The organism is Onishia niordana, assembly GCF_004798965.1.
Lineage (GTDB): Bacteria > Pseudomonadota > Gammaproteobacteria > Pseudomonadales > Halomonadaceae > Onishia > Onishia niordana.
The window spans coordinates 103,249-124,243 of sequence record NZ_SDSD01000001.1; the positions used below are offsets into that span (position 1 = coordinate 103,249).

Consider the following 20,995-nt stretch of genomic DNA (forward strand, 5'->3'; position numbering starts at 1 on the left):
TCCTCAGGTGCGGCCCAGGGCGAAGCCCTTGGCGATGTGATTTCGAACGAAGTAGACCACCAGGATGCCGGGCAGTATGGTCAATACCCCAGCGGCCGCCAGCGTTCCCCAGTCGATGCCGGAAGCCGTTGAGGTACTGGTCATCACCGAGGCGATAGGCTGGGCATTCGTGGATGTCAGCGTGCTGGCCAGCAGCAGCTCGACCCACGAGAACATGAACAGGAAGAACAGCGTCACGCCGATACCGGAGCGGATCATCGGGATGAAGATGCGCACGAAGAAGCGCGGGAAGCTATAGCCATCGATGAAGGCGGTCTCGTCAATCTCCTTGGGCACACTGCTCATGAAGCCTTCGAGAATCCAGATCGCCAGCGGAATATTGAACAGACAGTGCGCCAGTGCCACCGCGATATGGGTATCGAACAGTCCCACGGTGTAATAGAGCTGGAAGTACGGCAGCAGGAAGACGGCGGGTGGGGCCATCAAATTGGTCAACAGCCAGAAGAACAGATGCTTGTCGCCGATAAAGTGATAGCGGCTGAATGCATAGGCCGCCGGCAGAGCAACCAGGATGCTGATCACCATGTTCATCACCACATAGGTGATGGAGTTCACATACCCCATGTACCACGTCTCGGTGGTAAATATCTTGGCGTAGTGTTCCAGGGTGAAATTGTCGGGCCACAAGGTTAAGCCACCGAGAATCTCGGTATTTGACTGGAACGACATGTTCATCAGCCAGTAGATCGGCAGTAGCACGAACAGCAGATACAGCCCCAGCAAGAGCTTGGGACGCAGGCGCCCCGGCACGGCGCGAGACTTGCGGCGTTTCCGCTTGTCTTCGATAGCTGCTCGCTGGCGGACTTCAGCAGGCGTCGTGGGCTTGGACTGGCTCATATCAGGCGCCCCCCTCTTTGTCTTTCTGCATATTCATGATCGCGGTGTAGAACACCCAGCTGACCAGCAGGATGATCAGGAAGTAGATCAGCGAGAAGGCGGCGGATGGACCAAGATCCTGCTGACCGATTGCCATGGTCGTGAGCGACTGACTCAGGAAGGTGGTGGAGCTGCCAGGCCCTCCGCCGGTCAATACGAAGGGCTCGGCATAGATCATGAAAGAATGCATGAAGCGCAGCAGCACACCGATCACCAGCACGTTGGTCAGCTTGGGCAGCTGGATATAGCGAAACACCGCCCAACGCGAGGCACGATCGATACGCGCTGCCTGATAATACGCCTCGGGAATCGAGCGCAGACCGCTATAGCAAAGCAGCGCAATCAGCGGCGTCCAGTGCCAGACATCCATGATGATGATGGTGCCCCAGGCATCTACCGTGCTGCGGGTGATATTGTACTCGTAGCCCAGTTCGCGAAGCCCCCAGCCCATCAGCCCGATATCCCCCCGGGTGAAGATCTGCCAGATGCTGCCCACCACGTTCCAGGGGATCAGCAGCGGTAGCGTCACCAGGATCAACACCGCCGAGGCCTGCCAGCCTTTCTTCGGCATCAGCAGGGCAATACCGATACCCAGCGGGACCTGAATGCAGAGCACCGTCAGCGAGAAGGCAAACTGACGCAGCAACGCCGACTGCAGGGTCGGGTCGTTGAGCATTTGTACGAACCATTCGGTGCCGGTAAAGAAGCGGGTATTGGCATCGAAGACGTCCTGCACCGAGTAGTTGACGACGGTCATCAACGGGATGATCGCCGAAAAGGCCACCAGCGCCAGCATCGGCAGAATCAGCAGCCACGCCTTATTGTCGTAGACCTTATTCATGGTCAGTCTCCACGCGATATTCGTCGATATAGACGCCCAGACGCGCCTGAGGGAAGCGGATATAGGCCTTGCCCTTGGGCGTGGGTTGATCCTCGTTGATGCGCGCCTTGAGGGTGATGTCGCCAAGCGCGAGCGTCAGGATCGAATAGGTGCCCAAGTCCTGGGCATTCACCACATTGACCGTCAGCGCATCGGCCTCGGGAGTCTCGAAGACCTCGACGAAATCAGGACGGATGCCCAGACGAATATTGCTTGAGTCGCTTTGGGCAATGAGATCCCGCATCCTGGGCGTGACCGGAATGACCACCTCGCCACAGCGCACCTGGTCATCCTTCACCGAGATATCGAGCAGGTTCATGCCGGGGCTGCCAATGAAATACCCAACGAAGGTGTGGGCCGGACGCTCGTAGAGCTCTCGGGGGGTGCCGAACTGCACCACCTGGCCTTGATACATGACCGCGATCTTGTCGGCGAACGTCGAGGCTTCCAGCTGGTCGTGGGTGACATACACCATGGTGATGTTGAAGCGCCGGTGTATCTCCTTGAGCTTGCGGCGCAGCTTCCACTTGAGCTGCGGGTCGATCACGGTCAGCGGCTCGTCGAAAAGAATCGCCGAGACATCTTCGCGAACCAGACCGCGGCCCATGGAAACCTTCTGCTTCTCATCGGCTGTCAGGTTCTTGGCCTTGCGCTTGAGCTGAGGCGTCAACTCAAGCACCTCGGCCACCTCGAGCACTTTCTCGCGAATCTTCGTCTCGGCCATGCCGGTGTTGCGCAGCGGAAAGGCCAGGTTATCGAACACCGTCATGGTGTCGTACACCACAGGGAACTGGAAAACCTGGGCAATGTTGCGCTGCTCGGGTGCCAGGGAGTTCACTCGCTCGCCATCGAAAAGCACTTCACCGCTGGACGGCTCCAGCAACCCAGAAATGATGTTGAGCAGAGTCGACTTCCCGCAGCCGGACGGCCCCAGCAGGGCATAGGCGCCGCCCTGGTGCCAGATGTGGTCCATCTCGCGAATTGCATAGTCTTCCGGTCCGGCAGGCGATGGCAGGTAGGAATGAGCGAGATGTCGCAGGGTGATTTCCGCCATCTTATAGGCCTCCCAAATGCGCCGGAATGTGCACCACGCCGCCTTGCTGATCGAAGGCATAAACCTTGTGGGTGGGCACGTAGAGGGTGACGGCGTCGTCAGGGTCGAACTCGTGCACCCCCTCCAGCAGCACCGTCATCTCGAAGCGCTCGTTGTGCACATGGAGAAAGGTTTCCGAGCCGCTGAGCTCGGCCAGGTCGACCCGCATCTCGAGCGCCAGATCATCGCTTGACTGAGGGCTCAGCGCGATATGCGAGGCCCGGATGCCAAAACGGTAGTCCCCAGCCCCCAGTGGGCGTAGATCATCATTGAGAGGAAACTGAATGCCGCCGTTGAGATGCACTGCGCTATCGGTAATCTGACCGCCGACAATGTTGATCGGCGGCTCCGAGAACATCTCGGCCGCGAGAATGCCTTGCGGACGGTGATACACCTCTTCCGTCGGGCCATACTGCAGCAGTCGTCCCTCATGCAGGACGGCAGTATTGCCACCCAATGCCAGTGCCTCGCCAGGCTCCGTGGTTGCATAGACCGCTATGCAGTTTCGCTCGCTGAAGAGCGCGCGCAGTTCGTCGCGCAACTCCTCACGCAGCTTGTAATCCAAGTTGACCAGGGGTTCATCGAAGAGGATGACATCCGCCTCCTTGACCAGCGCCCGGCCCATGGCCGTGCGCTGCTGCTGGCCACCGGACAATTCCAGCGGGAAGCGATCCAGCAGGTGATCGATGCGCAGCATCTCGGCCGTTTCGTGCACCCGGCGATCGATATCGGCGCCAGCCACCTTGGCCAACCTGAGCGGCGAAGCAATATTCTCGTAAACACTCAGCGCCGGATAATTGATAAATTGCTGATACACCATCGATACGTTGCGGCGACGCACCGAGACACCTGTCACGTCACGACCGTCCATCATCACGCGCCCCCGGGTCGGCACTTCCAATCCGGCCATCAGGCGCATCAGTGTGGTCTTGCCTGCCAGGGTACGGCCCAGCAGCACATTGAAAGACCCCGGGGCCAACTCCATGTTCACGCCATCGATATGGGTGGCGCCGTTGACCACGTGGTCGATGTTTTCAAGGATCAGGGACATGTCGTTCTCATGAGCAGCTTGAATGAGGCAGCACGGGACACCCTGAGAGCAGGCGTCGCGACGCATGACGGCGGAAGGACAAACACACTGGGCGAGCTCCTGTTTTGTGGTCACTGTCTTTTATTGTCAGGAAGCGATTAGGGCAAGGAAGACAACGTCAGATCCCACACCAATGTTCGCTTTTAAACAAACGAACACGAAAAAGTGTTCGTTTCAGTGCTCAGACTAGTGCAGGGGTGGCTCTACAGCAACGCAAATGGCCCATTTGGCGCTTATACCTTGGTCTACAAGCCCATAAAAATCATCTAAATGCTTGAAAAAAGTCTAGGTGCGGAATTTTCGCATGTCATTTTCGCTTTCGATCATCATTAGACATACGCAACAACATTGGACGGCACAGGGCTGTGCCGAAGAATGCCCCACTTTGGGGGCAAGGAGGGAGACAACGGGAATCAGGGGAGGAAAGCAACAAATTACAAGGGGCGGGCTTTGAGACGGGCTTAGAGAGAGTGCTCAGCCACCTCAGGTCTCATCGGTTTCTTTATCATCGGTATTCTTGGCATTCTCACCGCGAGACAACGCCTCACCATGCGCCTTGGGGTCGATTTTCTGTTCTAGCCTGTCGGCATCTTCAGCCAGTGACTCGTGATAGCGGGACCAATCTTCCCAATCGTGTGGCGTGCCCGTACGGGGCCGATGATGCCCGGCCTCAATGGCTCTGGACCAAGCCAGTTCCTCGAGGGTATGAGGTTTTTCCTCTTCTTTGTCCAACTCAATGCCTTTCTTGGCAAGATATTCGCGAGCATCCATAGAGACTCTCCTTTATTTGTCGTTAAGGTGTTTCCGCTTTCGATGCCACCCTGACGCCGATCTTCTAGACCCTTGATGATGAGCGAGACAGATACCGAGACGGTAGCGAAGGAGGGTCTGCGGTAAAGACTACGCAACCGACACAAGAGGGCTTTATCTGTAACGACCTACGATCTGTCATGGTCGTTTCATTATTAATGACTATTGAAGAAAAGATATCGATTAACTTATTCATTCACTTACCGAACAGGAGGCTTGCCGGCGTTTTCGCCAGGCCGCTTAGCTCACCGATCTGTAACCCTGCCTATAACACTACCCCCTGCCCTGCCGTACCCCAGGCGGAACCAACTGTTACTTCTTCATCGCCGTATACCGTTGGCAGGAGTGTTTAGCGACATTTAAATGGCAAGAGTAGAGCTCAGCTATGCTGAGGAGAGACGCGCTACAGTGGATGTGATTCCCTGGCCAACGGCGAGGTGTCATTTAATGACCTAAGTCGTTCGCTAGAGTGCAAGGCAACGAGGGCCAGGTGCAGGCTCATACCAAACAGCGCAGCAGCCCCTTCCTCGGCCTGAGATTGTGGCCCTATTGTGGAGACCCGGTCGCACTGTTTCATCTGAGCTGTATCTTAGTAGAACACCGCGCAGGGGCTTGAGATAGCCTCTATCATCCAATCATCGAAGAGGGATCGCGAACCGCCCTTCGCCATCTGAAGGCCAACCTGCAGCTCGGCTCTTGACTCGTTGAGCACTGCATGGAATGTGGGCCGGGGAATGACGCAACCCGGCGCCAAGCGACACAAGATGTCATCACTGTTGATGCAAGGAGACCGACGATGCCTCGAAACGCGCCCAGTATCATACGCGACATCATGTCCCGCGATTGCTATCGAGTGACCGGCGACACGTCGATCACTCAATTGGCAAAGGGCCTGGGGCTGCATCGATTACCCGGTGTGCCGGTCGTCGATAACAGGGATCACCTGATTGGCTTCATCTCAGAGCAAGATGTGCTCGGCAAACTGCTCCAGAGCGCCTACCTCAACGATGAACCACCACTGGTCAAGGAACTGATGCGCCATGAGGTGCTATCAGTGACACCTGCCAAGAGCATCACCGACCTGGCTCAGGAAATGCTTGGTACTAAACCTAAGGTTTATCCCGTAGTGGAACAGGAGCGGCTCGTCGGCATCGTCACCCGCCGCGACATCCTCGGCGCCATTCTGAAAATGCGTGGCGGAAATCACTAGGCGCCCCAACACGGCTTCTGAATTCGCACCTAAACACCGCATCAATGGACACGGCCCGGCCTTCTTTAAAAGGCCGGGCCGTGTCCGTTGATGCCTCTCTCATCGCAGCGCGCTGGAAACCAGGGCGCCACAGGGCAAAGCCTTCACGATAGAGGCTCCACCACCCACACAAAAAAAACGCCATGCGAAAACGCATGGCGGTCAAGAATCGAAACCTGAGTAATCACTCCTATCGCGACTGCTATCACCTAGGAATTGGTACTCACCCACTGTGACCGCATGCTCTCGAAAACTATCCGTACCAATTCAAAAAAATTTGTGGTGGGCCTTCTTTGCAGCAAAGGCTGGTGGCCTTTGATCTGCTGCACAGTATCCAGCACGTCCCGCGCACCTATCTGTGCCAAGCGTCCCGACATGAAGGTGCCGGTATCGATATAATGCACATCGCCCAGCGTGGCCGGGGTACCAACAATGGTGTGCCCCACCTCTACAGCATCGATGCTCGCGACAGGTTGTATCTCCCCCACGCTGAAGAGCCGATCCCGGACGTGTCGAACGCCACTCGGGCCATAGCCTCCACCAGCAAGCCACACTAGCCGTGAATGTCGCCAACCAGGAAGTCTCGCCCTTGCGTGTTGGCATCAAGCTTCTCGATTATTGCCATAGCTAGAGCTAACCTGCCCCTGCGATTCTGGCTCGTGGCACTCCCCGCGATGGTAGTGGGTGGCGACGTGAACAACCCTATCCTGGGCTAATCCGCTATGCACAATCTCGTCGCGGCTTAAAACCCAACACGCCGAGCGAAGGGCCGCTCTACAGTCTCATTGAAAAACCGCAAAACAAGCACTTACAGGGAAAAATAGAGAAAAAGGTAAGACAACTTGCATCAGATAAGCTCTTGGATTTACTATCAAATTTGACTCGCGGGTGTAGCTCAATGGTAGAGCAGAAGCTTCCCAAGCTTAAGACGAGGGTTCGATCCCCTTCACCCGCTCCATAAGATGCCACGCCCCTCTGCACGATTTCGTTCCTCATCGAGCCTTGAATATGGCGATTTTTCTGCTGATTTTTGCCGTTTGCTTCCTGGTTATCGGTAGCATGGTCGGCATCATGATGCTGACTCGTACGCCGCGCTACCGCACAGAAGCTCATGATCTATTATCGCTTTTCGACAAAGCGCTCGCCGGCACCCTAAGTGATACCGAGTGGCATACCGTGATTGGCTACCCTGTCCGTCATGACGAGTTCCTCGAAGGTGTACGCCGCCGCGCCCAACACCTGATGGAAGAGCACGGGCGTCCTTGGCAGGCCGCTCAAGGGGGATCGCTTTTTTCCCGCAGCGGAAGAGAAGACCTCAAGGCGCTACGTGACCACCTAGCCGCCAGGACCGCCTTGCGAGAAGCAAGAAAACAAGAACACTGACGCCGAAGCCTTCCCCGTTACGTCGGCGTAAACAGCAAGCTTAGCGGTTTACTTTGCCGGGAGAGCCGAACCGATGCCCAGCGCCCTTCACCTCGTCCCGCTCGATACCACGACCAAGCATCATCATCATGACTTTCACCAGATCGTTATCGGCGTTGATGGCAATGCCGAGTTCGAGATCGAAGGGCTAGGCGGGTCCATCGCCCCCCTTTCGGGATGCATTGTGCCGGCGAACCACGTGCATTATTACGAAGGAGTGGGCGTCAATCGCCACCTGATCCTGAACCTGCCATCCACGTCTTACCCCCTGGCAGACCAGCACCATGCGTTTGCCCGCCTGTTCGATGCCCCACACTTCTTCTCTTTGGATACCGCGCTCACGCGCTATCTGGAATTCTTGGTGCAGGAACTAGGCCGTCAGGAGCACGAAATGCCGCAGCCGCTGGCACACCACGAACTGATGGTGGCCACCTTTCTATCGTGTTTGAACGTGCGACAGCCGTCTGCTCGAGAGACACGCAGCGGCCAGCAGCGCATCAACCTGGCCTCACTGGATCATTACATCCAGCGGCACCTTTCCCAGCGCCTAGGTGTCGCCGATCTGGCTCGCCATGCCTGCCTGAGCGAGGCACATTTCAATGACTGTTTCCGCCAACAGACCGGCATCACTCCCTATCAATACCTGTTGACCAAGCGCCTGCGCGCTGCCCAGCACCTCCTCCTTTCAACGCGCATTCCGTTGTCGCAAATTGCTGATCAAACGGGGTTTTCTTCGCAAAGTTCACTGTCGCATGCCTTTCGCCGCAGCTTTGGGCATCCCCCCAGCGCCTTGCGTCGTCAAGCGTAGCCGACCATTGTTGACGTTAAGCGTTAAGACATAACCCCAACTCTACGTCTGGATACAGGCCTGCAACCTTTCCCGTTTTTTGACAAATCAAGCCGGGAAATTCACAAGACGCATGCCTCGTGCATCACTACATTCATCCAGTCATGAAACGGCCACGAACAGCTCACGCCTGATTCAACGTTTCTTGGGCCACGCTTCACCAGCCGGGCTCCTGCTAGCAACGCAGGCCTTTGATGTCATGTCGGCAATGCCGCCCGGTCACGTATTGTTATGGGATATTCATAATGCTCAACGCTAACAACATGCTGGATAGCACCATTTGGAAGCAGGACCTGGATACGCTATTTGCCCGCATCAGCGACCATTACATTGTTGATGAAGACACCTTTGTGGGTGAACTCGTGGAGTTCTTGTCTGCCGACGAAGCCGAATTCAAGCGAACGGCCGACCAAGCTGCTGAGCTTGTGCGCGACGTCCGGGAGATGGATACAGCGGTAGACTCCATTGATGAGCTACTCCAGCAGTACAGCCTCGATACCCACGAGGGCCTGATGCTGATGTGTCTCGCCGAGGCCATGCTGCGCATTCCCGACAAGGCCACGGCAGATGCCCTGATCGACGACAAGCTTGGCCCGGCAGACTGGAAGGCCTACGTTGGCAAGAGTGAGTCCTGGTTCGTTAACGCGTCTACCTGGGGCCTTTTGATGACCGGCCGGGTCATTAACATGGATAAGCCCAAGGAAGGCAGGCCCGCAAACTTCATCAATAAGCTCGTCAACCGTATGGGTGAGCCGGTCATTCGCCGCGCCATGTACGAAGCGATGAAGATCATGGGCAAGCAGTTCGTGCTCGGCCGCGATATAGAAGAAGCCCTGAAGCGCTCCGGGCCGATGCTCGACAAGGGGTACACCTACTCCTATGACATGCTGGGTGAAGCCGCCCGCACCCGCCAGGATGCCAAGCGCTACTTCGACTCCTATGCCGATGCCATCAAGAGCGTTGGCAAGACCAGCAAGAAGCTGTCAGCCAAGACGCCATCACCTTCGATCTCCATCAAACTCTCGGCCTTGCACCCGCGCTATGAATTTGGCCGGCGTGAACAGGTACTCGAAGAGCTTGTAGGCACCGTGCGTGAACTGGCCGCCATGGCGCGTGAGCGTGATGTCGCCATGACCATCGATGCCGAGGAAGTCGACCGTCTGGAGCTATCGCTGGAAGTTTTCCGTGCCATCTACGAAAGCGATACCTGCCAGGGCTGGGGCAAGTTTGGCCTGGTCGTGCAGGCCTATTCCAAGCGGGCACTGCCGGTACTTCACTACCTTAATCGCCTGGCTGACGAGCAGGGAGATGAAATCCCGATGCGTCTGGTCAAGGGCGCCTACTGGGATACCGAGGTCAAGGAATGCCAGCAGATCGGCGTCGAGGGTTATCCGGTCTATACCCGCAAAGCCAGCACTGATGTTGCCTACCTGGTCTGCGCTAACTTCCTTCTGTCGGAAAGCACTCGGGGGCGTATCTTCCCTCAGTTTGCGACGCACAATGCGCACACCATCAGCACCATCCTGGAGCTGGCTAACGAGGCCAACCGGCCCTTCGAATTCCAGCGCCTGCACGGCATGGGCGAGGCGCTATATGATGCGGCACTCAAACGTGCTCCCAGCGGTACCTACTGCCGCATCTATGCACCGGTAGGGGCACACAAGGACCTGCTGCCGTACCTGGTTCGCCGACTGCTGGAAAACGGGGCCAATTCATCCTTCGTCCACCAGCTGGTAGACCCGCGTGTACCGGTCGAATCGCTCTGCGTGCACCCAGTAGAAACGCTTAAGCAGTTCAAGACCTTCAGCAACAACCGGATTCCCTTGCCCAAGGATATCTATGGGCCCAACCGTGCGAATTCCAAGGGCGTAAACTTGAATATCAAGAGCCAGTACCAGCCCCTCATGGATGAGATGGCGAAATTCATGGACAAGGAGTACAACGCTAAACCGCTCCTGGCCTTCGATATCGCCGATGACAGCGACGCTCGCCATGATGTGCTGTGTCCCTTCGATCGCAAAGTCAAAGTGGGCAGCGTCCAATGGACCAACAAAGATCAGGCATCCAAAGCCGTAGATGCCGCTTGGGCGGCTTTCCCTCGCTGGGATAAAACCCCCGTCGCCGAACGTGCCGCCATCATTCGCCGCCTGGGCGACCTGATGGAGGAGAACCTCGCCGAATTGATGACACTTTGCTCTCGCGAAGGGGGCAAGCTGCTGACCGACGGTGTCGACGAGATCCGTGAGGCCGTGGATTTCTGCCGCTACTATGCGACACGCGCCGAGGAGCTGTTTGGCACTGCCACCCCTCTGCCGGGACCGACGGGCGAATCCAACGAACTGCTGCTTTCAGGAAAGGGCGTTTTCGCCGCGATCAGCCCCTGGAATTTCCCGATCGCCATCTTCTGCGGACAGGTCGTGGCGGCCGCGGTGGCAGGCAACCCGGTGCTGGCCAAACCAGCCGAGCAGACCTCGCTAGCGGCGAATCGCATCATCGAGCTGCTCCATGAGGCCGGCATGCCGCGCGACGTGGTTCAACTGCTGCCGGGCGACGGCCCCACCGTGGGCAGTGTGCTCAGCGGCGACCCACGCATCACTGGCGTGGTCTTTACCGGAGGCACTGACACCGCCCAGATCATCAACCGAGCGCTGGCGGCCCGGGACGGTGCGGCCTTGCCGACACTGATCGCCGAGACAGGCGGCATGAACGCCATGATTGTCGACTCTACCGCCCTGCCCGAGCAGGTGGTGGCAGACGTCGTACAGTCTGCCTTCCAGAGTGCCGGTCAGCGCTGCTCCGCCCTGCGTGTGCTTTACCTACAGGATGATGTGGCTGATCGTGTCATCGAGATCCTCAAGGGTGCCATGGACGAGTTGCATGTCGGCGATCCGCGCAACCTGGGCACTGATGTGGGCCCAGTGATCGACGAAGACGCGCGCAAAGGCCTGATGGCTCACATCGAGAAGCTCAAGAGCGAAGGCCGCCTGGTCGCTGAGACCCGCTTGGACCCGTCGCACACCGACCAGGGCACGTTTGTCGCTCCGGTCGCCTTCGAGATCGATAACATCGACGCTCTGGACCGCGAGCAGTTCGGCCCAGTGCTGCATATCGTTCGCTACAAGGCCAGCGACATCGACAATGTCGTTCAAACCATCAACGATCGTCGCTATGGACTGACGTTTGGCGTACACAGCCGCAACGAAACCTTCGCCGAAGACATTGCGCAGAAAATTCGGGTAGGTAATGTATACGTAAATCGTAATATCATTGGTGCAGTAGTGGGAGTTCAGCCCTTCGGCGGTCAGGGTCTCTCGGGCACGGGCCCCAAAGCCGGTGGACCGAACTATCTGTTGCGCTTCGCTACAGAGAAAACCCTGACCGTCAATACAGCCGCGCTAGGCGGCAACGCGTCGCTACTCGCGATGGGTGAAGAGTAACCCGGACCGAGGAGTCTGCCAGGCGGGGTGGTGACATCCCGCCTGGCGGGTACGTACGAAAGAGTCTTGTCTATCACCCACAAGGCAGGGCCATTTCGGCGTTCGACAACAATAACTGCAGATGGATGACTCAATATGGTGAAAAACGATCTGATCGCCGGCCCTCGTATCACCCACGGCCCGTCGTTAATGCTCAGCATCGGCATCATCGCCTAGGTACGTGAAGGGAAGAAAGCTACAAAAACAATGCGTGCCACTACCGGATTCTTCACGGTAACCGCGCTAATTGGTCGGATTGAGTTCCGTCCTAATGCACTGGAGGAATGCCCCTATGGCTATTGGTGTCTGGATTAGTCTATTTGCTTACTTTGCGCTCATGGTTGCCATCGGCATCTATGCAATGCGCAAGGCCACGTCTTCTTCTGAAGATTATATGCTGGGTGGCCGCTCTCTCAGCCCTAAAGTGGCCGCCCTATCAGCCGGCGCTTCGGATATGAGCGGCTGGCTGCTCCTGGGCTTGCCCGGCGCGATGTTTGCGTCTGGCCTGGGATCGGCCTGGATCGGCATCGGCCTGCTGGTGGGTGCTTTCTTCAACTGGACGCTGGTGGCACCCCGCCTGCGTGAGCAGACGGTCCACTATGGAAATGCGATTACCATTCCGTCTTTCCTGGCAAACCGGTTCCCGACGCGGGCGATGTCGCTGAGGACGGTATCGGCTATCGTCATCGTGATCTTCTTTGCGGTTTACACCGCTTCTGGCCTAGTGGCTGGCGGCAAACTGTTCGAAAGTGCATTTGCCGGCATTTTCACATTCGGTGGCCTGAGCGACTACGCCGCTGGCATTATCATCACTCTTGGCGTGGTGCTGGTCTATACAGTGGTTGGTGGCTTCCTGGCCGTTAGCATGACGGACTTCGTGCAAGGCTGCATCATGATGCTGGCACTGGTGATCATGCCGGCAGTGGTGCTCTTCGGCGAAGGCGGTGGCGGTTTTGATCAGGCGTCACAGACCCTGATGGAGGTCGACCCCACCCTCCTCTCCTGGACAGATGGACTGACCTTTATTGGCTGGCTGTCTGCCGTTACCTGGGGGCTGGGTTATTTCGGACAGCCGCATATCATCGTGCGCTTCATGGCTATCCGGACGCTGCGGGAAGTCCCGGTCGCTCGTAACATTGGCATGAGCTGGATGCTGATCTCCCTGATCGGCGCGGTATCCTTGGGTATCTTTGGTCGGGCTTACGCGGTACGCAACGGCTTGAACGTTGAAGACCCGGAAACCATCTTCATCATCCTGGCGAACCTGCTGTTCCATCCGCTGATCACTGGTTTCCTCTTTGCGGCGCTTCTGGCTGCGATCATGAGCACCATCTCCAGTCAGTTGCTGGTGTCGTCCTCGTCACTGACCGAGGATTTCTACCGTCTTTTCCTGCGTAAGGAAGCGACTGATCGTGAGTGCGTCATGGTGGGACGTATCTGCGTAGTACTGGTTGGCCTGGTAGCCGTTGTCATTGCCTCCGATCCAGACTCTCAAGTGCTGGGCCTGGTCAGTAACGCCTGGGCAGGCTTCGGCGCGGCCTTTGGTCCTCTGATCATTCTGTCACTGATGTGGCCGCGCACTAATGGTGCTGGGGCTATCGCCGGCATGGTCGTGGGTGCCGCCACCGTCATGATCTGGATTACGCTGGGCTGGAACGGATCATTCATGGGTGGCCCGGGTGTCTACGAGATTATTCCTGGCTTCATCGCTTCCTTGATTGCCATCCTCGTGGTCAGCAGTGCGACTGCCGATGCCGGGGAATACAAGGTGATTGATCGGTAACAGAACGCGCACCGCGCATAAAACGCAGCAAAAGGGCTCCTTCGGGAGCCCTTTTTATTGCCGGCGTCAAGATGTGCTTTAACGCTACCGCAGACCGGTTCCAAAGAACCTTTTGCCTAAACATTACCACCGAGTACTTCGCTCGCTTTCGCTGGACTCTCTCAACTGCCCCCTCAACTGACCTCTAAACTGACCTCTCAACTGACGACTAGCCTAGCCAGCACAAACATGGCGAACCCTAGAAGCCCCCACCCACAGGTGGACCCCGCCATCAACCTTTGCCCCCACCGCTGATGTGTCGTCAACCCCACGCCGTGCATGAAGCCAGCACCCAAGGCCCAAACCCCCACCATCACCATCGGCAGGCGCCACCCCCAGGACAGACTACTGAGCACCTCAGGTCGCCAAAGCAGCACCACCGAGATAATCGACGACAATACCAATGCAGCAAAGGGCAACCAGACGTGACGTACGATGCGTGAATCCATATGCCCTCCTCGCCGATGCGCGCAGTGCCGAACCGTTTACTCGTGCCTTCCAGTCAAGACCAACTCACCTCATTTGGCGAATCGCCCTTAATCGCAAGCGGCCAATCTTCTACAAATCCTTTCCATCAACACACTACGGGTAAGCAACCACTCATCTCGTAGGGCCTATAATTTATGGCAATCAATACTATCAGGCTCATTAGAAAAATTTTAAAGCCAAAGAAAACACTGTTTCCTATACTAGGTTTGTTCAACAAAGAGCCGACACGGGCATTGCATACATAGCCGTCGACCCTCATCAGCCATCAGGAGACTTCCATGAACAAAGCAACATATCTTTCAGCCGCCATTATCGCGACCACCAGCTTGATGGCGACTCAAACGGCAATGGCCTATCAGGCCGGTGATATCTTCGTGCGTGGCGGTGTCGCACAAGTCGAGCCCTCTTCGGACAATGGCAACCTTGGTGGAGCCGAGCTTGATGTGTCCGACGAGAACGGTTTTACCTACGGTTTTGGATACCTGTTCACGGACAAAGTTGGCGTTGAGCTCAACAGCAGCGAACCCTTCGAGCATGACCTGAGCCTGGGAGGGGCTGGCATCGGCAGCGTGGATCGCACGCCGGTCAACCTGCTAGCCAATTACTACCCACTCGGTGGCACCGGCGGCAAGGTGCAGCCGTATGTTGGTGTCGGAGTCAACTACACGACCTATTCAGATGAAGAATTGAGTGGTCTGGATATCGATGACTCCTGGGGCGCGACAGGTCAGGTCGGGGTCGACCTCGCCTTGACCGATTATTTACTGCTCAACGGTTCGGTGAGCTATGCCGATGTCGAGGCTGATGCCAGCCTGAACGGCAATGGCATTGGCACCGGAGACGTTGATCCCGTCACCATCGGTGGCGGTATCACCCTGCGCTTCTAAGCAAGGGGCACAGCCTCACGCTTCTGAGCAGTCACTGACTATCCAGAGCAGAAGCATCCAACGCCGGGCCTTTGGCCCGGCGTTTTTTTTGCTGCGAGAAAGCGTATCGACGATAATACCGCGCCGAAAAACCCACGTTGTTTCCAACGTTCCACTATCAACTCGCAGGTATTCTTCGTGAAAACGCGTCTTTCCGGCTTCGAGGTACTCGCGATGGGATTCATGACCTTCGCGCTCTTCCTCGGTGCCGGCAACATCATCTTCCCGCCGCAAGTCGGCCAGGGTGCCGGCATTGCCTTCTGGCCCGCGGCACTGGGCTTTCTGGTAACCGGCGTGGGTATGCCACTGCTGGGCATCGTCGCCGTGGCCATCGTCGGCGGCGGGCTGGACCGGCTAACCTCTCCCCTGCCCAAGGCGGCTGCGGTGCTCTTCGGGCTAGGCATCTACCTATCAATCGGCCCCTTGTTCGCACTACCTCGCACCGGCACGGTGGCCTTCGAGATGGGCATGCGCCCCTTCATCGACTCGACTCCCAGCACCGGCCTGGCCATTCACTCGGTGCTTTTCTTTGGCCTTGCTACCCTGCTGGCACTATCGCCCGGCCGGCTGGTAGACGTGATCGGCAAATGGATCACCCCGCTGCTGATCTTCCTGCTGTTGGTAATTGCCGGTGCCACCTTGCTCTTCCCCCAAGGACCGCTGGGACCCGTCAGCGAGAGCTGGGCCGACGCCCCCTTCGCTCAGGGTTTCGAAAACGGCTACCTGACCATGGACACCCTGGCCTCGCTGGTCTTCGGCATCCTGATCGTCAGCGCCATCCGCGACCGCGGCATCGAGGATCGCCGCACCATGATGCGCTACACCCTCATGACAGGCGTAATCGCCGCCACCTGCCTGGCCGCCGTCTACCTGCCCCTGGCCTACATGGGCGCGACCAGTCATGAAGTGGCACCCGGCGCCGACAACGGCGCACTGATTCCCACCTATGTGCAGGCGCTGTTCGGCCCGGCCGGCCCTGTGTTGCTGGCGGTGATCATCACCCTGGCCTGCCTGACCACCGCGATCGGCCTGCTAACCGCCTGCGGCGAGTATTTCCATCGCCTCTTCCCTCGCCTACCCTATCGGGTGATGGTCATCATCATGGGAGTTTTTGCCGCCCTGGTGGCCAATCAGGGGCTTGAGAGCCTGATCCGCGTCTCGGTGCCGGTACTAATGGCCCTTTATCCACCAGCCATCGCCCTGATCGCCCTGTCGTTGTTGCGCCGACAGTTGGCGGATGCGCCGCGGGTCTTCTCCTCCACGATGGGCCTGACCTTTGCCGCCAGCCTGCTGGACGGCTTGGCGGCCAGCGGCATCGAGGCCCTGGTAAAACCAGCCAGCACCCTGCAGGCAATGCTGCCGTTCGGCGAGACGAGTTTCGGCTGGGTACTGCCGGCCGCCGTTGGCCTGCTACTGGGCCTGGCCTTGAGTCACCGTAAAGGTAACTCCCTGGACCCGGCACTCGCCGACTGAAGCCATCAAACGGGCCTTTAGGTGCATGCAGCATGTACAAGCGCTGACCGTGCCATAGTGATAAAGAGGTCCAACGCAAGACGCCCGCTTCCCATAGGAAGCGGGCGTCGTCGTTAAAGCAGGCCATTACGTGCCGCTATGGCAGGCAGCTCAGAAGCGGTAACTGATACCGCCCATCACCACCACCGGGTCGATCTCGACGGTGCCTACATCGCTGCCACCCACCTTGGCATCGGTGTCGATGTCCAGATACCAAGCGGCGGCGTTGAGGGCCCAATGCTCATCGATCAACAAATCAACACCGACCTGGCCGGCAGCGCCCCAGGAATTCTCGAGTTCCAGCGTGCCGATGTCGAGCTGCTCGTCGGAGAAGATGGTGTAGTTGACACCGATGCCGGCATAAGGCTGTACGCGGGCCTGGGTGCCCCCCAACGGATAGTACTGAAGCGTCAGAGTCGGCGGCAGGTGCTTGGTCGAGGCCAGATTAGCCCCATTCAGCTCGATGTCATGCTCGAAGCGTTCGGCGGCCAGCAGCTCGACGCCCAGCTTGTCGGTGAACCGATAACCCAGTGTGAAGGCGCCAGCAGTTTTGCTCTGCACATCCACATCGTAAGCGCCATTCGCGATAGTACCGTTGTCGCTCTTGGGCGTCACCTTGGCGACGCCGAGGCGAGTGAAGATATCCCCGGCCCCATAGCTGGCATCCGCAGCGAGCACGTCACTTGAAGAAAGGGCACTGGCGGCCACCAGGCCAGAGGCGAGAACGGCGGCGAAGGCAGAATAACGCATGACTCGATTCCTTTTGCTGTCGGGGCAACCATGGCTGCCGAAAAAGTCATCACGAGTCTACTCAACGAGAACAAGGCGAATATTGACACAGCGCAAGACCCGGCGGCACCGAGCCAGGGGTGCGACAATGCGCCCCATGCCGCTTCACCGCGAAACGCTAATTGGGAACATCAGAAAAAGAGATAAACAAGAAGGAATAGGGTCGACAAGGGATCAGCGCGGCGTGTGGCGATGCAGCCCCAGTGCCACGAGGCTGTGATCGTCCAGGTCATCCACGGCGTCGACCCGTTCCAGTGCAGCATGATACTCCACCGACAGAAAGGCCTGCCCCGCCAGCAAGTGCGCAAGATACTCACGCGCCGGCCGCAATGCGTCTCCGGTTCGCTCCGGCTGAGCAACATACACCCAGGCTTCGATAGCGCCTTCAGCGGTGAGCACCGACGCACGCACCCGGGTGTAATCATGGGGATGTCCTTCGAAGGGATCCATCAACATGATCTGATCAGGATGAGTCAACTCGAAGAGTGCTCCCTCGACCCGGCGTCCCTCGGCCGGATGGACATTGGCATGGGCAATGCCGGGCACTTTGGACGCCTTGTCGAAGCTCAGCCGGTAGTCTTCCAACACGCCGGCCAACGCACGACGGGTCTCACCGATTCGGGCATCGACCCGCGCCACATTCATGTTGCTGCCATAGGCAAAGTAATAGGGCATGCAGCTCTCCTGATATTGGCGACCTCAGGAGGCCTCGTTGATCACCTGATCGACTTCCTCTATGGCCTTAACGACCAGCAGGCGATCGCCGGCACGCGCCTGTTCCTGCTTGAGATACAGGTCGGCTGCCGGCGCCACGCTGCAGCTCGCGGGGAGTACCGCTTCTTCTGCAATCATGGTATCGAGGCGGGCGATGAATACGAAGCGTAGCCATTGCGGCAGGGACATGGAATCAACACAGAACGGTTGCTCGCTGGCCAGTGCCTCGGCCGAGGGCTCTTCCACCCTCCAAAGATCCGTTGCCTTGAGGGTCGCTTCCAGGCGGCGAACCGCTTCGTCTAGCTGTTGATGAACACTCATAGTCTCTCCCGATTCAACACCAAAACTCGCCATTATCCCGGGCAAACCTAGCCTTGGCCAGTCGTCAGACCTCTAACTCTCCAATGGCGCCTGACTCGACAGCACCTTGCGCAGAAAATCTCGGGTGCGAGGATCACGAGGCGTCGAGAAAAGCGCTGAAGGCGGTCCCTGTTCGACAATGCGACCGCCCTCCATGAAGATGACCCTATCGGCTACGTCGCGCGCAAAGGCCATCTCATGAGTCACCACCAGCATGGTTTGACGTTCGGCGGCCAGCTGCTTCATCAGCCCGAGCACTTCCTCGACCCACTCAGGATCCAGCGACGACGTCGGCTCATCGAACAAGATCACCTCCGCTTGAGCCGCCATGGCGCGCCCGATTCCCACGCGCTGCTGCTGGCCTCCAGAAAGCGAGGCGGGATAGGCATCCGCCTTATCGTCAAGGCCGATGCGTTCGAGAATTTCCCTGGCGCGGGCATGCGCCCTGCCCTTTGGCCAGCGATTGACTACGATCAGGCCTTCGGCAACGTTCTCCAGCGCTGTCTTGTTGGCGAACAGGGCATAGTTCTGAAAGACGAAGGCAGTGCAGCGACGCAGTGCCAGGATATCCGCCTTGCGGGGACGAGCAGCATCAACGTCGAGATCGCCAATGCGAATTCGCCCCGCATCAGGCCGCTCGAGGAAATTCAGACAGCGAAGCAGCGTCGACTTTCCTGTCCCCGACGGACCAATCACGACGATGATTTCGCCTTGCTTGATCTCCAGGTCAATGCCATTGAGCACAACTCCGCCTTTAAAGCGTTTGAACAGTCCTTCTACCACCATCATCGTTGATAGGCCTCGTTGAAACGTGCTTCTAGGCGCCGCTGCAGCCAAGCCAACAGCTCGACGATTCCCCAGTAGATAATCGCTACCGTAATGAAGGCCTCAAAATAGAGGAAGCTACCGGCGGCCTCTTTCTGAGTGGCCCCCATCAGTTCCGTCACGCCCAGAGTAAAAGCCAGCGAGGTGGCCTTGATCATGTCGATGAAATAATTCATCAGTGTCGGCACCGCAATACGGGTCGCCTGGGGCAGTACGATGCGACGCATCAGCTGCGCATTGGTCATACCGACCGACAGCGCCGCCTCGGTCTGGCTGCGGTCTACCCCGATGATAGCGGCACGAATCGACTCCGCCATGTATGCAGAGAAGTGCAGGGTAAGCCCCAGGATAGTCGCCGTCACCCCGTTGATCTCGGTCAACGCACTGAACACCTGAGGCAGCCCGTAATAGAACAGGAAGAGCTGCACCAAAAGCGGTGTACCGCGAAAGAAAGAGATGAACAGGATCGTTGCTGCATTCAGCCCCGGAATCGCCAGCACGCGAATCACGGCCAGCAGACAGGCGAGGATCAGAGCAAGCACCATACCGGCTGCGGCCATTTCCAGCGTCAGGGGCAAATAGCTCAGCAGTACCGGCACCAGCCCCAGCATGTAATCAAGGTCGAGCAGATTCATCATGACTCCCGGTTACGGGCGAGTGATGTCGGTGCCGAACCACCGCTCGGAGATCGCCTTCAACGAGCCATCATCACGCAACGCCGCAACAGCCGAGTTAACACGGTCACGAAGTTCCGCATCGTCTTCCCGGAACGGTAGGGCGTTGCGAATCTGTGAAAACGGCTGGCCAGCGAGCGCCAGCGGCAACGGTTTTTCCTTGATTACCTGACTGGCACTGACGCGATCCATGACGAAGGCATCGACCCGGCCGAGCGCCGTATCCTGCTCGATATTGCTCTCGTAGGTGCGAATGTCGATTTCATCGGCATAGGGCAAATCCTCAAGCAGTGATTCGTAATTCGACCCCAGATTGACTGCCACCGACTTGCCACGAAGATCTTCGACGCCTTGAATGCTGTCGTTGCCACGCTTGACCACCACCTGAGCACCGTCATAAACGTAGGGCTCGGTGAAACGGTACTTGGCCTCGCGCTCATCGGTAATCGTGATCTGGTTGGCAATGGTGTCGATCCGACCTGACTCGAGCATACCGAACAGGCCGGAGAAGTTGGCAGTCACGAACGTGACTTCAACGCCCATCTCTTCGGCGACAGCTTCCATCACATCCACCTCGAAGCCCTTGAGCTCATCCTGCTCGACGAACGTGAAAGGGAAATATCCTCCGGACATCCCTACCCTGAGCGGATCATCTGCCTGAGCCAATCCTGCGGTGGCGAGTGCAACGGCAGCCAAGAGGGAAAGTGGGAAGGCACGCAGCATGTGGCTCTCCTAAAGTGTGCTTGAGATATGTGCAAAAAGATTATTAGGTAATAAGTGATTATAAAGCTTATTACCCTTTGGAACATAGGCTAACGACGCAAGCTCACTACGACCAATCGAGCCTGACTATCTACGCCCAAGGCATACGCTACTTCTCCCCTGCAACCTTCTCCCTCTTCTCCCTCTTCTCCCCTCTCTTTCACCCGCCTCTTAACACGACCGGAAGCGCATGGCATGCACCTCACTGAGCGGGTCTGTTATCACCAAGTACTCGTCATGCACAGAAACCCTGCAAAGAACTGTGGATAACCATTGGACAAGCATGGCTTGCCGGGGTGTCATGGGCGCTCACGAGAGC

General features: G+C 57.7%; 19 protein-coding genes and 1 tRNA gene. 8 read left to right on the forward strand and 12 right to left on the reverse strand.

All coding sequences use genetic code 11. The annotated features are described in order from the left end of the window. Window positions 1–3 precede the first annotated feature (3 nt). The 5 genes from ETC27_RS00465 to ETC27_RS00485 form a co-directional block, all read right to left on the reverse strand. Window positions 4–897, reverse strand: coding sequence for a carbohydrate ABC transporter permease (locus tag ETC27_RS00465; RefSeq protein ID WP_136253032.1), 894 nt, complete (start codon window positions 895–897; stop codon window positions 4–6). A gap of 1 nt (window position 898) precedes the next feature. Beyond that, the gene (locus tag ETC27_RS00470) at window positions 899–1,777 is read right to left on the reverse strand and encodes a carbohydrate ABC transporter permease (protein WP_136253033.1); all 879 of its coding nucleotides are present in this window, start codon (window positions 1,775–1,777) and stop codon (window positions 899–901) included. Continuing rightward, window positions 1,770–2,870, reverse strand: a complete 1,101-nt coding sequence (locus ETC27_RS00475; protein WP_136253034.1) for an ABC transporter ATP-binding protein — start codon at window positions 2,868–2,870, stop codon at window positions 1,770–1,772. The genes ETC27_RS00470 and ETC27_RS00475 overlap by 8 nt, the downstream gene beginning before the upstream one ends. A 1-nt stretch (window position 2,871) precedes the next feature. Further along, on the reverse strand, window positions 2,872–3,960 hold the full coding sequence (locus tag ETC27_RS00480; RefSeq protein WP_136253035.1) for an ABC transporter ATP-binding protein: 1,089 nt from the start codon (window positions 3,958–3,960) through the stop codon (window positions 2,872–2,874). Between the two features lie 522 nt (window positions 3,961–4,482). Continuing rightward, on the reverse strand, window positions 4,483–4,770 hold the full coding sequence (locus ETC27_RS00485) for a hypothetical protein (protein WP_136253036.1): 288 nt from the start codon (window positions 4,768–4,770) through the stop codon (window positions 4,483–4,485). Window positions 4,771–5,605: 835 nt separating this feature from the next. On the opposite strand from ETC27_RS00485, the gene ETC27_RS00490 reads away from it, so the two are divergent. From ETC27_RS00490 to putP, 6 genes are all read left to right on the forward strand, one after another. Continuing rightward, entirely contained in the window at window positions 5,606–6,019 is a 414-nt protein-coding gene (locus ETC27_RS00490; protein ID WP_136253037.1) for a CBS domain-containing protein, read from the forward strand. Between the two features lie 923 nt (window positions 6,020–6,942). Further along, window positions 6,943–7,016, forward strand: a tRNA-Gly gene (locus ETC27_RS00495). Between the two features lie 50 nt (window positions 7,017–7,066). Continuing rightward, on the forward strand, window positions 7,067–7,441 hold the full coding sequence (locus ETC27_RS00500; protein WP_136253038.1) for a hypothetical protein: 375 nt from the start codon (window positions 7,067–7,069) through the stop codon (window positions 7,439–7,441). Window positions 7,442–7,514: 73 nt separating this feature from the next. Beyond that, complete coding sequence (locus ETC27_RS00505) at window positions 7,515–8,288, forward strand: helix-turn-helix domain-containing protein (protein ID WP_136253039.1); 774 nt, start codon at window positions 7,515–7,517, stop codon at window positions 8,286–8,288. A gap of 284 nt (window positions 8,289–8,572) precedes the next feature. Then, the gene (gene putA, locus ETC27_RS00510) at window positions 8,573–11,764 is read left to right on the forward strand and encodes a bifunctional proline dehydrogenase/L-glutamate gamma-semialdehyde dehydrogenase PutA (protein ID WP_136253040.1); all 3,192 of its coding nucleotides are present in this window, start codon (window positions 8,573–8,575) and stop codon (window positions 11,762–11,764) included. Window positions 11,765–12,095: 331 nt separating this feature from the next. Continuing rightward, window positions 12,096–13,586, forward strand: a complete 1,491-nt coding sequence (gene putP / locus ETC27_RS00515) for a sodium/proline symporter PutP (RefSeq protein ID WP_136253696.1) — start codon at window positions 12,096–12,098, stop codon at window positions 13,584–13,586. Between the two features lie 197 nt (window positions 13,587–13,783). Here putP and ETC27_RS00520 read toward each other — a convergent pair whose 3' ends face one another. After that, complete coding sequence (locus ETC27_RS00520) at window positions 13,784–14,074, reverse strand: cyd operon YbgE family protein (RefSeq protein ID WP_136253041.1); 291 nt, start codon at window positions 14,072–14,074, stop codon at window positions 13,784–13,786. A gap of 318 nt (window positions 14,075–14,392) precedes the next feature. On the opposite strand from ETC27_RS00520, the gene ETC27_RS00525 reads away from it, so the two are divergent. Together ETC27_RS00525 and brnQ are read left to right on the forward strand one after the other, a co-directional pair. After that, entirely contained in the window at window positions 14,393–15,001 is a 609-nt protein-coding gene (locus ETC27_RS00525) for an OmpW/AlkL family protein (RefSeq protein ID WP_136253042.1), read from the forward strand. 177 nt (window positions 15,002–15,178) lie between these two features. After that, window positions 15,179–16,513: a branched-chain amino acid transport system II carrier protein gene (gene brnQ / locus ETC27_RS00530; RefSeq protein WP_205742654.1), complete on the forward strand. Its 1,335-nt coding sequence runs from the start codon at window positions 15,179–15,181 to the stop codon at window positions 16,511–16,513. Between the two features lie 150 nt (window positions 16,514–16,663). Here brnQ and ETC27_RS00535 read toward each other — a convergent pair whose 3' ends face one another. The 6 genes from ETC27_RS00535 to ETC27_RS00560 form a co-directional block, all read right to left on the reverse strand. Then, entirely contained in the window at window positions 16,664–17,302 is a 639-nt protein-coding gene (locus ETC27_RS00535; RefSeq protein WP_136253043.1) for an OmpW/AlkL family protein, read from the reverse strand. 213 nt (window positions 17,303–17,515) lie between these two features. Beyond that, a complete protein-coding gene (locus tag ETC27_RS00540) occupies window positions 17,516–18,016 on the reverse strand; it encodes a gamma-glutamylcyclotransferase family protein (protein WP_136253044.1) in 501 nt (166 codons plus the stop codon). Between the two features lie 24 nt (window positions 18,017–18,040). Further along, window positions 18,041–18,376, reverse strand: coding sequence for a YqcC family protein (locus ETC27_RS00545; protein WP_136253045.1), 336 nt, complete (start codon window positions 18,374–18,376; stop codon window positions 18,041–18,043). Between the two features lie 72 nt (window positions 18,377–18,448). Beyond that, window positions 18,449–19,204, reverse strand: coding sequence for an amino acid ABC transporter ATP-binding protein (locus ETC27_RS00550; protein WP_136253046.1), 756 nt, complete (start codon window positions 19,202–19,204; stop codon window positions 18,449–18,451). Then, entirely contained in the window at window positions 19,201–19,875 is a 675-nt protein-coding gene (locus tag ETC27_RS00555; protein ID WP_136253047.1) for an amino acid ABC transporter permease, read from the reverse strand. The genes ETC27_RS00550 and ETC27_RS00555 overlap by 4 nt, the downstream gene beginning before the upstream one ends. 12 nt (window positions 19,876–19,887) lie before the next feature. After that, the gene (locus tag ETC27_RS00560; protein WP_136253048.1) at window positions 19,888–20,637 is read right to left on the reverse strand and encodes an amino acid ABC transporter substrate-binding protein; all 750 of its coding nucleotides are present in this window, start codon (window positions 20,635–20,637) and stop codon (window positions 19,888–19,890) included. Window positions 20,638–20,995 lie beyond the last annotated feature (358 nt).